This is a genomic window from Mycobacterium paraseoulense, from assembly GCF_010731655.1.
GTDB classification, from domain to species: Bacteria; Actinomycetota; Actinomycetes; order Mycobacteriales; family Mycobacteriaceae; genus Mycobacterium; species Mycobacterium paraseoulense.
The window spans coordinates 4,352,369-4,366,014 of sequence record NZ_AP022619.1 but is presented as its reverse complement, the minus strand read 5'-3'; the positions used below and the strand labels follow the sequence as shown (position 1 = coordinate 4,366,014).

Annotated in this window: 12 protein-coding genes; 1 reads left to right on the top strand and 11 read right to left on the bottom strand. The window is 67.4% G+C overall.

Annotated elements, in window-relative coordinates; translation table 11 throughout:
- Positions 1-17 precede the first annotated feature (17 nt).
- The 7 genes from G6N51_RS20340 to fadD5 form a co-directional block, all read right to left on the bottom strand.
- Entirely contained in the window at positions 18-1,634 is a 1,617-nt protein-coding gene (locus G6N51_RS20340) for a virulence factor Mce family protein (RefSeq protein ID WP_083175687.1), read from the bottom strand.
- Positions 1,631-3,223 (bottom strand): virulence factor Mce family protein, encoded by a 1,593-nt coding sequence (locus G6N51_RS20335; protein WP_083175685.1) that lies wholly within the window; start codon positions 3,221-3,223, stop codon positions 1,631-1,633. Before G6N51_RS20335 ends, G6N51_RS20340 begins: the two co-directional genes overlap by 4 nt.
- Positions 3,220-4,260, bottom strand: coding sequence for a virulence factor Mce family protein (locus G6N51_RS20330; RefSeq protein ID WP_083175683.1), 1,041 nt, complete (start codon positions 4,258-4,260; stop codon positions 3,220-3,222). Before G6N51_RS20330 ends, G6N51_RS20335 begins: the two co-directional genes overlap by 4 nt.
- Positions 4,257-5,558, bottom strand: a complete 1,302-nt coding sequence (locus G6N51_RS20325) for an MCE family protein (protein WP_163750767.1) — start codon at positions 5,556-5,558, stop codon at positions 4,257-4,259. The genes G6N51_RS20330 and G6N51_RS20325 overlap by 4 nt, the downstream gene beginning before the upstream one ends.
- 5 nt (positions 5,559-5,563) lie before the next feature.
- Positions 5,564-6,433, bottom strand: coding sequence for an MlaE family ABC transporter permease (locus G6N51_RS20320; RefSeq protein WP_083173639.1), 870 nt, complete (start codon positions 6,431-6,433; stop codon positions 5,564-5,566).
- A 1-nt stretch (position 6,434) separates the two neighbouring features.
- Entirely contained in the window at positions 6,435-7,250 is an 816-nt protein-coding gene (locus tag G6N51_RS20315; protein WP_083173638.1) for an MlaE family ABC transporter permease, read from the bottom strand.
- 244 nt (positions 7,251-7,494) lie between these two features.
- Positions 7,495-9,135, bottom strand: coding sequence for a fatty-acid--CoA ligase FadD5 (gene fadD5, locus G6N51_RS20310; protein ID WP_083173637.1), 1,641 nt, complete (start codon positions 9,133-9,135; stop codon positions 7,495-7,497).
- 160 nt (positions 9,136-9,295) lie between these two features.
- Between fadD5 and G6N51_RS20305 the strand changes: the two genes are divergently transcribed.
- On the top strand, positions 9,296-9,982 hold the full coding sequence (locus tag G6N51_RS20305; RefSeq protein WP_083173636.1) for a GntR family transcriptional regulator: 687 nt from the start codon (positions 9,296-9,298) through the stop codon (positions 9,980-9,982).
- A gap of 99 nt (positions 9,983-10,081) precedes the next feature.
- On the opposite strand, the gene G6N51_RS20300 is transcribed toward G6N51_RS20305, so the two are convergent.
- From G6N51_RS20300 to G6N51_RS20285, 4 genes are all read right to left on the bottom strand, one after another.
- Positions 10,082-10,522: an SRPBCC family protein gene (locus G6N51_RS20300; RefSeq protein WP_083173635.1), complete on the bottom strand. Its 441-nt coding sequence runs from the start codon at positions 10,520-10,522 to the stop codon at positions 10,082-10,084.
- A gap of 95 nt (positions 10,523-10,617) precedes the next feature.
- Positions 10,618-11,091, bottom strand: a complete 474-nt coding sequence (locus tag G6N51_RS20295; protein WP_083173634.1) for an acyl-CoA thioesterase — start codon at positions 11,089-11,091, stop codon at positions 10,618-10,620.
- 26 nt (positions 11,092-11,117) lie between these two features.
- The gene (locus G6N51_RS20290; RefSeq protein WP_083173633.1) at positions 11,118-12,425 is read right to left on the bottom strand and encodes a hydroxyacid-oxoacid transhydrogenase; all 1,308 of its coding nucleotides are present in this window, start codon (positions 12,423-12,425) and stop codon (positions 11,118-11,120) included.
- Positions 12,426-12,432: 7 nt separating this feature from the next.
- Positions 12,433-13,626, bottom strand: coding sequence for an enolase C-terminal domain-like protein (locus tag G6N51_RS20285; RefSeq protein WP_083173632.1), 1,194 nt, complete (start codon positions 13,624-13,626; stop codon positions 12,433-12,435).
- Between the last annotated feature and the right edge of the window lie 20 nt (positions 13,627-13,646).

Sequence of the window (13,646 nt, the reverse complement as noted above, 5' to 3'; positions counted from 1 at the left end):
CGCGCTCGTCACGCGCCTCACTGCCCACCACCCCCGAAGTCAGTCGGTACGGCCGGCCCGCCGGCGTTGGGCGCGGGCGCCGCGACCGGCGCCGGCGTCGGGGCGACCGGACCCGGGACCACGTTCGGCCCCGGCGGTGGCGGCTGGATGGGCACCGGGGCGTTGAGCCCGATGGGCGGCACGACCGGGTTCTCGTCGTAGGCATTCGGCGGCCCCGGCGGGGTCTGCAGGTTCGACTGCGGGGGCGCGATGTTGGGGCCTCCCATGAGCTCGGCGAGCGAGTCCGGCGTCATCAGGCCCGCGGTGATCGGACCGACCTGCTGGCCCTGCATCCCGGGTGCGACGATCCAGCCGGGCTGGGTGTTGCGGTGCGACGTCGGGGTGTCGGGCACCCAGATGCCGGGCACGGTGGTGTCCTTGTATCCGTTCGGCGGGTGCAGCCGGTCCTCGGAGTACGCCACTTCCTTGGGCAGGGTCTCGGCGGTGCTGAACAGGTTCGCACCGAACGGCAGGTAGTTGAACTTGATGGCGTCGAGGATCGGCGCCAGATACTGCGCACACAGTTCGGCCGACTCCTGATACCCGAGCCGGCTGCCCGCCTGGATCGAGCTGCAGATGAACTGCATCGGGTTGGCGAAGTTGGTGATCGCCGGGATGGCGACCACCGACCCGTGCGACGGGTGATAGATCTGGTTGATGTTCGCCGCGGCCGTCGGAAGCACGTGCAGCGCGGTCTCCAGCCCGTTGAGCGGATCCGGCTGCAGGATCGTATTCGTCACGGTCGCCAGGTTGTTGATGTCGTAGGTCAGCACCCCACGGTTCTTGTCCAGGAACGGGCGCACCGTGGACAGCAGGCCGTCGAACTGCTCGATCGCGTTCGACAGGTCGCTGTCGTTGTGCGCGAGCCGCGTGGTGAACTCGGCCAGGTTCTGGTTCAGCGCGACGAACTGCTGGTCGTCCTTGTGCAACGCGTTGACGAACAGCGCCAGGCTCTTGACCACCGCGAAGAAGTCGCCGCGGCCCTCGTTGAGCGCGGTCAACGCCTGCGAGAGGTTGCTCAGCGTGGTGTTGAACTCCTTGCCCTTGCCGGCCAGGCCGTTGGCATAGGACTCGATGACCTCACCGAATGGGCCGGTCGGCTGCTCGGGCGTCGGCCCCAGCTTGGAGATGATGTTGGTGATGCTGTTGCGCAGCTGGTCCCATTCCACCGGGACCTGGGTGCGCTCCTCGGGGATGACCGCGTTGTCGGCCAGCACCGGGCCACCCTTGTAGGGCGGCTCGAGCTGGATGGCCCGCGATGCCACCAGCGTCGGGTTGAGGATCACCGCATTCGCGTTGGCGGGAACCCGGTACTGGTTCTCGTAGTGGAAGGTGACCTTCATCTTGTCGCCGGCCGGCTCGATCTTGTCGATCGCGCCCACCCGCATCCCCATGATCTGAACCTTGTCGCCGGGGTAGAGCGCGTTGGCCGCCGGGAAGTAGGCCACCACGGTGTTAGTGGTCAGCTTCTGATACAGCCGCCACCCGACGAACGCGACGACAATAGCCAGCACGATCACCAGCGACCCGATGATCACGGTCGCCCGGGTCAGCTTCGGTAGCCGGATGTTCCGGATGTCAAAGGCGGTGCTCAATTCTGGCTACCTCCCCCGGCTGCGCCGCTGCCTCCCGATCCGCCGGGATTGATGAAGGGCGCCGGCAGCTGTTCGCCCGGCCCGGGTGGTGCCGCCGGCCCCGGCGGGAAGCCCGGCGCGAACGTCGACGGTGGCGGCGTCGGCCCGGCCGGCGCCAGGTTCTCGGTGCGCGCACCCGGCGGTGCCTGCGCAGGCAGCGGCACCGGCGTCCCCGGAACGTCCGGCGGCGGGTCTCCCGGCCGGCCCGCGATCGGGATGCCCGGCGTCGGCGGCAGGCCGCCGGGGTTCGGCGGCGAGGTCATCACGTCGACCGGCGCCGGGAAACCCGGACCGCCGAACGGCCCGACACCCCCGCCGGCGCACGGCAACGGATTCCACGGCCGCGGCAGACCCTCGTCACCGACGGTGACGTTGCCACCCGGGTTGCCCGGGGTGTAGGAGCACGGCGATCCGGGCGGGACGGCCGGCCCCGGGTGCTCCGGCGTGCCCTCCAAGACCGGAGGTGCCGGCGGCGGAGCGCCGTTGGGGAACCTGGTGCCGTTCGGGTCGGGCCAGCGGAACTCGGGCAGCCCGGCGCTACGCCAGAAGTTCTCCGGGTCGATGCCGCGCTTCTTGAAGGCGGCGTCGACCCACGGCTGAATGATCTGGTACAGCGCGAGGTTATGCAGGACCACCTTGAAGAAGGGGCCCGACGCGATGGCCTCGTTCAGCGACGGCAGGAACTTACCGACCTCGGTCAGCCCCGCGGCGACGTCGTCCTTGCGCTCCTTCAAGATGTCGCTGACCTGACGCAGCTGTTCGAGCACGTGGTTGAGGTTGGGGTTGTCGTTGATGAAGCCCTTGACCTGTTCGGAGAAGGCGGCGACGTTGGCCAGCAACGCGTTGATGGCCTGCCCGCGTTCGTTGAAGGCGACCAGCAGCGTCTTGGTGTTGACCAGCAGCCGGTCGACCTGTTCGCTGCGGTCTCCGAGCACGCTGGCCACCTGGTTGGCCTGCGCGAGCAGATGCTTGACCTGCTCGTCACGCTTTCCGATCGTGTCGGAGAACTTGGCCACCCCGTCGAGTGCTGCGCTCAGGTGCGGATACGTCTGGTCGATGGTCTGCGACAACACGTGCAGCGATTCCTTGACCGTGTCGATGTTCCAGCCCTGGGCGGCCTTGGTGACGTCGAAGAACGCGTCATAGATCTGGTAGGGCGTCGTGCTCTGACCCAGCGGCAGGGTGCCCCCGGGCCGCAGCGGCTGGTTGCCGCGGGCCTCGACGTCGAGGATCTTCTTCCCGAGGATGGTGTCGGTCTTGATCGCGAGCCTGCTCTCAGTGCCGATGGTGGCGGTGCCGAGCGAGAACTTCAGCAGGATGTGATCGCCGTCGATCTTGATGCCCTCCACCTTGCCGACGTCCACGCCGGCGATGCGCACCTTGTCACCGGAGTTGATGCCCCCGGTGTCGGTGAACTGCCCGTAGTAGCTCGGCTTGGCGAACAGCATCGGGACGCTGGTGAAGCTCTGGCCGACGCCAAGGACCAGCAGCAGCACGAGGATGCCCATCAGCCCGATGCGAACCCGGTTGGGTGGTTCCAGCGTTCTCATTGCGGCGTGCACCTACCCGTCGGCTGCTGGAAGAGCCGGACCGTGCGGACCGGGCCGCCAGCCTGCAGCCCATTGATCTTGAGCGTGATGTCGCAGGCGTAGAAGTTCACGAAGTCGCCGTAGGAGCCGATGGCACGCCCGATCATGTTCAACGCGGTCGGCACCCTCTTGAGGTAGTCGTTGAGCCCGTCGCGCTGGTCGATGAGCGGCTGCTGGATCGCGTCCAGGTAGTTGATCGTCTTGTGCAGCAGCCCGCGGTCTTCGGCGAGCAGGTCGGCGACCGTCCCGGCCGCGTTGCTGATGTGCGCGGTTCCGCCCGCCAGCTGGTCACCGTGGTCCTTCAGCCCGGTGATGAGCACCTCGAGGTTGTTGACCGTCTGGTCGAACTGCTGCCGGTGGCGCACCGTGGTGTCCAGCACGATGTTGAGGTTCTTGATGACCTCGCCGATCGCCTGGTCGCGCTCGCCGAGCTGGGTTGTCAGCTGCGCGGTCTGATCGAGGATGTCGTTGATGGTGCCGCCCTGGCCCTGGAACACGGTGATCAGGGAAGTTGCGATGGTGTTGACCTTCTGCGGGTCCAGCGCCCGGAACAGCGGTTTGAACCCACCGATCAGGGCATCGAGGTCGAGCGCGGGCGAGGTTCGCGACGCGGGGATGAAGCCGCCCGGCGGCAGGACCCGCTCGGCGCCCTCACCCTCGCCGCGCTTGAGCTCCAGGTAGCGATTGCCGATCAGGTCGAGGTAGCGGATCTGCGCGGTCGTCGACTGGTACAGCGGCACCGAGCGGTCGACGTTGAACTCCACCCGCGCCCGCTTGCCGCCGTCGACGAGCTTGACCGAACTGACCTTGCCGATCTCCACCCCGGAGGCGCGGACGAATTGGCCGGGCCGCAGCCCGCTCACATTGGTGAACTCCGCCGAGTATCCATTCGTGCGGTCAAAGCGCATCTGACCGAACACGACGATGATCATCACAGTGAAGATCAGCAGCACCAAGGAGAAGATGCTGAGCCTGACGATGGTTCCGGTGATTTTCATGGGTTGATCGTGTTATCCCCTACTTGGCGGCCCCAGACGTACTCGATCGCGTATGGGGATCCGGTGTCGAGGTGGTTGTACGGCGCGAGGCTGTTGCCGCTGTCCATCACCAATTCCGGTGCTGGCCAGAGGTCATGGGTGATGGGCTGCCAGCAACCCGGGGCACCACCCGGCCCGCCGCGCGCGTTCACCCGCGGCAGGTTCTCCGGGTAGGTGTAGGGGTTCGGCGCGCCGCCGACCACGCCGGCCAAGCCGCCGACCAGGCTGGCCAGGGTGGCCACCAACGAGACGGGGTTGGCCAGCAGCCCCAGCCCGGACAGCGCCTCGGTGTGGGCGACCAACGAGTAGCCGTTGCCGCCCAGGAACGAGGAGGCCTTGGGCTCGATGTCGTGGTAGTTGCGCACGGTGCAGAACAGCTCCGGGCTGTAGGTGTCCAGCAGCTGGGCGCTGGGCACCAGGTCCTGCGCGCCGCGCGCCAGGTACGGGCCGCCCCTGTTGAAGATGTCGGCGCCGGTGTTGCCGAACCCGGCCGCCGCCAGCAGCGCCTGGTCCAGATCCTTCTGCTGCGCGTTGATGGTCCGCGACGTGATCACCGCATTGTTCAGGAAGTCCAGCAGGTCGGGCGCCGCGTTGGCGTAGGTGTCGCCCAGCCCGGCCAGCTGCTGAATGTCGTGCCGCGCCTGCGGCATCTGCGGGTTGACGTCATCGAGGACCGCGTTGGCGTTGACCACCGACTGCCCGAATTTGTCGCCCAGCCCGGTCAGCGCTTGGGCCGCCGCACTCAGGGTCAGGTTCAGCTTGACCGGATCCACCTTCTCCGCGATCGAGGTGACGGTCTGGAACAGCGTGTTGATCTCGGTGGTCACCGACCGCGCGTCGATCACGGTGTGCGGGTTGAGCTTCTTCGGGGAGGGATTTTGCGGCGTCGTCAGCGACACGTACTTGCCGCCGAACACCGTGGTCGCCTTGATGTCGGCGTTCACGTTGGACGGGATCAGCGACAGATACCGCGGATACACCTCCAGCGTGAACTTGGCGGCGGGCTTGCCGTCGCGCACCGTCTCGGAGATGTTGCCCACCCGGCCGATCTCGACCCCGTTGTAGGTGACCTTCGAGCCCGGATCCATCACCAGCCCGGCCCGCGACGCCAGCATCGTCAACTCCGTCTTGGGCGTGAAGTCGCCCCGGAACTGGCCGTAGACCAGGCCCAGGGCCACCAAGGCGACGATCAGCGCGGCGACGCCCGCCAGCTTGTATGGCGGGTTCCGGGGGGCGTTGACCTTCACTGGCGATGTCATGGCGACTACACCGTCAGCGCGAAGTTGGGGTTGACGCCATAGAGCGCCAACGCGGCTGCCAGAACCACGACCTGGACCGAGACCAGCGAAAAACGCATCGATCGGCCGACGGCCTCCCCGACGCCGACGGGCCCGCCGCCGGCGTTGTATCCATAGAAGCAGTGGGTGATCATCACGACCGCGGTGATGATGATGGCCTCGAGGAATGACCAGAACACGTCGTCGGGGCGCAAGAACGTCCGGAAGTAGTGCTCATAGGTGCCGTTGGACTGCCCATAGAGCACCGTGGTGGTGATCTGCGGGGACAAGAACGACATGATCATCGCCAGCGCGTAGAGCGGAATGATGACGACCAGGCCGGCCATGATGCGGGTGGTCGCCAGGAACGAGATCGACTTGATGCCCATGACTTCCAGGGCGTCGATCTCTTCGCTGATGCGCATGGCGCCCAACTCCGCGGTCGCGCCGGCGCCGACGGTGGCGGCCATCGCGATGCCGGTGACGACGGGGGCGGCGATGCGCACGTTGATGAGTGCGGCGAAGAAGCCGGTGAACGCCTCGACGCCGATGTTGCCCAGTGAGGCGAACCCTTGGATGGCGACCAGGGAGCTACCCGAGAGGGTGACGAAGCCGACGATCGCGACGGTGCCGCCGATGACGGCCATCGCGCCGGTGCCCATCCCGATCTGGGCGATCAGCCGCAGCGTCTCCTTGCGGTAATTGCGCAGGGCGTGCGGGATGTGCCCGAGGGCCACCACCCCGAACCAGGCCATCTGGCCGACGTCGTCCAGGCCGCGGCCCGCGGCACCGCCGTAGCGGTTGAGGTTTTCGACTGCCCGGGGGAACCGGGCGCGCAATACGGCAGCGGTTGACATGTCAGTGTCCCGTTCCGAATCGCACACCGATGGTCGTCAGCACCACGTTGACCGCGTACAGCGCGACCACGCACAGCACGACGGTCTCGTTGACGGCGGTGCCGAGGCCCTTGGAGCCGCCGCGCACGGTCAGCCCGCGATAACAGCCGACCAGTCCGGCGATCAGGCCGAACGTCGCGGCCTTGACGGTCGCGATGACGACCTCGGGCAGGCCGGTGATCGTGGTCAGGGTGGCCAGGTAGGCGCCCCCGGAGACGTTCTGCAGGTAGACACCGAACAGGTAGCCGCCGACCAGGCCGACGGTGATCACCAGCCCGTTGAGCAGGGTGGCGACCAGGGTCGCGGCGATCACGCGGGGGACCACCAGCCGGTGGATGGGGTCAATGCCGAGCACCTCCATGGCGTCGATCTCCTCGCGGATGGTGCGTGCACCCAGGTCCGCGCAGATCGCCGTCGACCCGGCGCCTGCCACCACCAGCACCGTGGTGAGCGGGCCGAGCTGGGTGACCGCACCGATCGCCGCCCCGGCGCCGGACAGGTCGGCGGCCCCGAACTGGGCCAGCAGCACGTTGAGCGTGAAGATCAGCAGCACGGTCAGCGGGATCGAGACCATGATGGTCGGCAGGAAGGCGACCCGCATGATGAACCAGCACTGCTGGACGAACTCGCGCCATTGGAACGGCCAGCGGAACAGGGCCCGTCCGGTCAGCACGCACATCCGGAAGAAGCCGCCGATGAGGGTCAGCGGGGTCTCCAGCTGGTCGCGCAGGTAACCGACCAAGTAGGGGCCCCGTCGACTAGCCGACGTTGACGTCACCGCTGCCCCCTCCAGCTGGTACCGCGCGCCTTCCGGCGCCGCGGCGAATCGTGTAGCACGCCTCGCCCCCTCGCCGCCTCGCGGCCGGGATGCCCCCGCCTCGCCCCAACCCGTGTGTGACCATCGGCTCCCTACTGGCAAGTAGTAACGGAGACCACAGGAATGTACCCGATGGCCGTGCACGTGTGAACTGCATCCGCACAATTAACCCTTCGCCAATAGCGGGCAAACGTTACAGTTTCCGTCAGCTTTCCTCTCTGGTAGTTAAATCTCTTGTCTTCGAACCGTTTTCGTCGAAATTTGCGGACCCGTAACGAATCCGCAGCTCAGTCTTGAGCACCTTGCCGGCGGGGTTGCGCGGCAGCGCATCCACGATCTCGAGCGCCTTCGGGTGCTTGTACCGCGCGAGCCGCTCGGCCAGAAATTCCTCCAACTCCTCGAGCAGCAGCCGGTCCCCGGCGACGGCCGCGACGGCGATCGGCACCTCGCCCCACTTGTCGTGCGAGCGCCCGATAACCGCGACTTCGACGATGCCGGGATGGCTGGCCAGCACGTTTTCCACCTCGGCACAGTAGATGTTCTCGCCGCCCGAGATGATCATGTCCTTCTTGCGATCGACCACCCAGACGTAGCCGTCGGCGTCCATCCGCACCAGGTCCCCGGAGTGGAACCAACCGCCCGCGAACGCCTCCGCGGTGGCCTCCGGGTTGTTCCAGTAGCCACTCATCAGAGTTGGTGCGCGATAGACGATTTCGCCAACCTCGCCGATCGGCACGTCGTTCATGTTTTCGTCGACCACGCGGGCGCTGACGGTCGGGATCACTTTGCCGACCGATCCACGTTTGCGGATCGCGTCCTCGCCCAGCAACATGCAGGTGACCGGCGACATCTCGGTCTGGCCGAACGCGGCGAGGATCTGCGTGCCGGGAAACGTCGCCGACATCTCGCGCAGCAGCGCGTCCGGCGCCGGCGCGGCCCCCCACGACATCACCCGCAGCCTCAGGTCGCGGGGCCGCGCCTGCTGCTCGGCGCAGACGGCCTGCCACTGCGCGGGCACCAGGAAGAGGCCGGTGACCTTCTCCTCGGCCAGCACGTCGAGCAGTTGACCCGGATCGAACGCGCCCAGCGGGTAGATCACCGTCGGCGTTCCCAACAGCAGCCCGGTCAGCATGTTGCCGATGCCCGCGATGTGGAAGAACGGGACGCCGACGAAACCGACGTCGCTGTTGATGTCGGCGCCGTTGGTGTAGAGCCCCGTCATGGTCTGGCCGGTGAGGTTGGTGTGGGTCAGCACGGCGCCCTTCGGACGGCCCGTGGTGCCGGAGGTGTACATGATCAGCGCGGGCGAGTCGTTCGGGATGTCGACGGGCTCGTGGGCGGACCCGGGCTCGTTGATCAGGTCTTCGTAGCCGAGCACGTTGTCGTCGCCTGGGCCGCCGGCCACGACGATCGTGCCCAACAGTGGCTCGACGTTACGGACCCCGGTGGCCACCTGGACGAGCACCGATTCGGTGATCATCACGCGGGCTTCGCAATCCTGCACCAGGAAGGCGATTTCGGCCGCGGTGAGCCGGAAGTTCAAGGGTACGGCGATGCCGCCGAGCATGTTGACCGCCAGCACGGACTCGACGAATTCGGTGCGGTTGAGCATCAGGACCATGACCCGGTCGCCGAAGCCGACTCCCCGACGGCTCAACGCGTCGGCCAGGGCCGCCACCCGGCGCCGCAGTTCCCCCCACGTCACGGTCTTGCCAACGAACCGCAGGGCTGTCGCGCCAGGCTGCATCAGGGCATGCCGCTCGAGTTGGTTCACCCAGTTCTGTCGCCGGGCCAGGTACGGCTGCTCGGTCCCCTGTGCCAGATGGCTCGCCAATTGCGCGGTCAAATCAACCCTTCCCCTTCACTCGCGCACCGCTTGCGTCAGGTTGATATTTGATAAAACATGGTGTTGTCTGGGTCACATTATGGCTTTGAGGCCCCTGCTGACAAGCCCCGAGAAACTTTCAAACCAACCTCCGCGAAGCCCGAAAGTCCTGGCAGCCCCCGTGAACGCACCGTTATCGACGCGACTGAGGAGCCGACGGCCGCTGCGCCGGGCGCAGCTGTCCGATGAGGTCGCGGGCCACTTGCGGGCGGCGATCATGTCCGGGGCGCTGCGGCCGGGAACGTTCATCCGCCTGGATGAGACCGCCGCCGAGCTCGGTGTGAGCGTCACCCCGGTGCGCGAAGCCCTGCTGAAGCTGCGCGGCGAGGGCATGGTGCAGCTGGAACCCCACCGCGGTCACGTCGTGTTGCCGCTGACGCGCCAGGACATCGAAGACATCTTCTGGCTGCAGGCCACCATCGCCAAGGAGCTGGCGGCCGCCGCCACCGACCACATCACCGACGCCGAGATCAACGAGCTGGAGCGCATCAACGAGGCGCTGGCCGCGGCCGTCGGATCCAGCGACGCCGAGACCATCGCGGGCATCGAGTTCGCGTTTCATCGGGTCTTCAATCAGGCGAGCGGCCGGATCAAATTGGCGTGGTTCCTGCTCAACGCCGCGCGCTACATGCCGGTGCTGGTGTACGCCGCCGACGCGCAGTGGGGTGCCGCCGCCGTCGAGAATCACCGGCAGTTGATCGCGGCGCTGCGCCGGCGGGACGCGGCGGCGGTGATCGAGCACACCGTGTGGCAGTTCACCGATGCGGCGGCCCGGCTGACCGAGATGCGGGACCGCAAGGGCCCCTAGCGGGGCGCCGCCATCTTGTCCCAGCGGGTCGCCGCCATCCGACATAGCGGTGATCGCGAGCGCGGCCAAGCCGGGCGAAGCGGGTCGCCGCCATCCGACCTAGCGGGATGCCAGCTGCTCGGCCCGCTGCTTGAGTTTTTCGGCGAGGTGGTCCAACACGTTGTTGAGGAGCTGCTTGACCATCGGCGCGGGCACCGGCATCGAGGTCTCGACGTCCAGATCAACGGTCAGCAAGCTGGACTCGCCCAGCTCCACCACGCTGAACAGCTGTTCCTGCTTGGTGAAGAGGTCTCCCTGTTGTAGGACGGTCTGGATCTGGTTCTCGCCCGGGTAGTACACGGCCTGGATGAACATGCCTTGCATGCCTTGGTAGTCGGTGTCGAGCCGCAGCTGGCTGGGGCGCCCGTCGTCGTATCGGGCGAGCACCCAGAGGCCCTTGATCTCCTCGTTCCACTGGGGGTAGGCCTCGAAGTCGGCAACGATGGCCATGATCAAGGCGGCGTCGGCGCGGACCTCGACGGTCTTGCTCATCACGGGCATTGGCGAAGCATAGCCGGGGGCTGCGACGCGCTCCGCCGGGCGGCCCCGGGCACTGGTTTCGCGCGAAAGTCCCGCTGCGACGGGCGATCTCGACCCTATCGGTCCACGACCGCCGTCGACAGCAACGAGCGGACGGCGTCGGGAATCGGAACCGGCTTGCGGCTGTGCCGGTCGACGTAGACGTGCACCCAGTGGCCCAGGGCGGTGATGGGCTGCGCCTGCTCTCCGTGCACCGCCCGGAATACGCCGAGCCGGTACGTGACGCTGCTGCGGCCCAGCCGGGTCACCGCCACGCCCACCACCAAACCCTCGGGGAAATGCAGTTCCGAGAAGTACCGGCAGCCGGATTCGGCGACGATGCCCAGCGCGGGCGTGGTCAGTGGGTCCAGGCCCGCGCCGGTGTTGATCCAGGCGTTGATCGCGGTGTCGAACAACTGGTAATAGACCGCATTGTTGAGGTGGCCGAACATGTCGTTGTCGGCCCACCGGGTGCCCACCGGCCAGCGCACCGGGAAGTCTTCGCTGGTGAGCCCGTCCGGTGCCGGCGGTACGGCGGGAGCTGAAGTCATGCCTGTATTGCAGCATGGTCGACCCGCTACCAGTAGCGCATGCCGCGCCGAAAGAGGTCCGCCAGAACCGGTTTGCTCATCTCACGCGGAGCGTTCTGCAGGAGGCGCTGCTGTGGATGGGCGCCCTCGGCCAAGGCCACCACGTCGTCTTCGGTGTAGCCCACCCCACCAAGGCCGTTCGGCATGCCGACCGCCCGCATGATCCGGATGAGTTCGGCGGCGAGCACCTCGCCCGCATCCTCGGGGCCGGCACCCCGCGTGTCAGCGCCCAGCAGCCGGGCGCCCTCCAGGTGCCGCTCGGGGTTGACCTCGGCCGTGAAGCGGAAACACGACGGCGCATTGAGGATGACGGCCATGCCGTGCGGCACGAGTGGCTCGTCGCCCGGGTAGCCCGCGGGCCGGAAGTCACGGACCAGCCCCGCCACCGCGTAGGCCATCCCGTGCGGGGCATGGACACCCGCGTTACCGAACGCGATGCCCGCAAGCGTCGCGGCCCACATCATCTGCTCACGGGCCTCACTGTCGGCAGGGTCGTGCACCGCACGCTCGAAGAACCGTCCCAGCACGCCCAGCGCCTCACGGCAACCCAGATCACTCCACGGATTGGCGCCCTGGCTCATGGGCCGCAGGCTGGGCCGTTCGGGCGCGCGACGCCGGACGTAGGGCCGCGCGGTGTAGGACTCCAAGGCGTGGGAGAGCACATCGAGGCCCGCCGAGGCGACGACCTCGGCGGGCAGGCTCGCCGTGCACTCGGGGTCGACGAGCGCCTCCGTGGGCCGCAAGGCGGGAGAAGCGATGCCGGTCTTCGCCGATAGCGCCAGCAGGTCGAATATCGCGATGCCGGTCACCTCGCTGCCGGTGCCCGCCGTGGTGGGGCATGCGATGTGCGGCTTGAGTGGGCCCGGCACGGGTTTGCCGTCGCCGACGGGTGTGTTGACGTAGGTCAGGAAGTCGGCGGGATAGGTCGCGTACAGGTTGGCGGCCTTGCACGTGTCGATCACCGAGCCACCGCCCAGCGAGACGTAGCCATCCGGATTGAGGCCTCGGGCGAAATCCGCCGCGTCCCGGAAGGACGCGTCGGTGGGCTCGACGTGGACGTCGGTATAGGTGACCACGTCCAGTCCGGCGGCGACGAGCGCGTCACGCGTCTTGGCGAAGATCGGCAGCGCGGCCACGCCGGCGTCGGAGAACAACGCCACCCGCCGCAGTCCGTGAGCGGCGGCCCTATCCCCCACCTCCGCCAGGCAGTTGCGCCCGAACGTCACCCGCGATGCGTCGACGGTGAACGCGCCGTCGCAGCCTTCTAAGGGAGTCGGGTAATCGCAGCACGCCATGCGGTCATTATCTCGGGTGCAGCGGCGCGACGGGTTCCACCCCCGCGTCCGGCAGGCGGTGTTCTTGGATGTAATCCCAACGGATTTCGTAGCCCAGTCCGGGGGCCGACGGTATCTCGACGAATCCGTCCGGGGTAAGGGGGTCGCACGGTGCCTTCAGATACGGCGGCGCGGCGTCGTAGCGCGCCCCTGGCCCCAGCAGCCCGCGCTCGTAGTATTCGCAGACGTCTTCGCTGGTGGCGCCGAGAACCTGCAGGTTGCCGAAGCCGCTCATGTGTAGCTCGCACCGCATGCCGACCGCCTCGCACATCCCGGCCAGCTTCATCACGCCGGTGATGCCGCCGCGCAGCACGTCGATGCGGCTGATGTCGGACGCATGTCGCAGGATCCAGTCCGCCCGGGTGAAGATGCCGCCCTCTGCGATCTCGGGCGAGCAGATCGGGATGTCGAGTTCGTCGCCGAGTCGCCGGTAGGCCTCCACCCGGTACTCCGGCATCGGATGCTCATACCAGTAGAAGCCCAGCCGTTCCAGCTCGCGGCCGACCCGCAGCGCCTCCTCGTGGGTGTGGTAGGTGCCCCAGGGGTCGAACATCAGAACCATCTCGTCGCCCACCGCCGCCCGAACCTCCCGGCAGACCCGGATGTCCCAGTCCACGTAGGAGGGCCGCGGGAGGGCGAACTGACCCGTCGCCGGATTCCAGTAGTGGTAGGGATGGATCTTGTAGGCGGCGTAGCCCTGACGCTTGCACTCGAGCGCATGGGCGGCGTATTCGTCGGGTGATCCGAGGTTGTTGAAGCTGCTGGCATAGGCCTTCACCCGGTCCCGGGCACCGCCCAGCAATTTGCGTACGGGCAGCCCGGCGGCCCGCCCGGCGAGATCCCACAAGGCGAGATCGATGACGCTGCAAACATTTTCGGGGAGCTTCGCCGCCCACAGTTGCCGCCAGATCTCCGCCCGGTCGAGCGGGTCCTGGCCGGCCAGCAGCGGGCTCAGAAATTGCCGGATGATCGCCTGATCCCCGGGCAGCAGGCCGTCCTGGTCGCCGTGGAAGTGCCCGCCGAAGTAGTAGCCCTCGACCCCGTCGTCGGTGAGCACCTTGGTCACGGTCTGCACCACTCGGTAATCAGTCATCAGCTGGCCGAACGAAATTCGGTCGACGACCGTCTCGAACGGCACAACCTCGAGTCCGGTGATCTTCATGGCAGCACATTCTGCCGACG

Excerpts from the sequence above, each read along its gene's own strand:
- G6N51_RS20335 (WP_083175685.1), bottom strand. The coding sequence starts at position 3,223 with ATGAGAACGCTGGAACCACCCAACCGGGTTCGCATCGGGCTGATGGGC.
- G6N51_RS20330 (WP_083175683.1), bottom strand. The coding sequence starts at position 4,260 with ATGAAAATCACCGGAACCATCGTCAGGCTCAGCATCTTCTCCTTGGTG.
- G6N51_RS20325 (WP_163750767.1), bottom strand. The coding sequence starts at position 5,558 with ATGACATCGCCAGTGAAGGTCAACGCCCCCCGGAACCCGCCATACAAG.
- G6N51_RS20320 (WP_083173639.1), bottom strand. The coding sequence starts at position 6,433 with ATGTCAACCGCTGCCGTATTGCGCGCCCGGTTCCCCCGGGCAGTCGAA.
- G6N51_RS20300 (WP_083173635.1), bottom strand. The coding sequence starts at position 10,522 with ATGCCCGTGATGAGCAAGACCGTCGAGGTCCGCGCCGACGCCGCCTTG.
- G6N51_RS20295 (WP_083173634.1), bottom strand. The coding sequence starts at position 11,091 with ATGACTTCAGCTCCCGCCGTACCGCCGGCACCGGACGGGCTCACCAGC.
- G6N51_RS20290 (WP_083173633.1), bottom strand. The coding sequence starts at position 12,425 with ATGGCGTGCTGCGATTACCCGACTCCCTTAGAAGGCTGCGACGGCGCG.
- G6N51_RS20285 (WP_083173632.1), bottom strand. The coding sequence starts at position 13,626 with ATGAAGATCACCGGACTCGAGGTTGTGCCGTTCGAGACGGTCGTCGAC.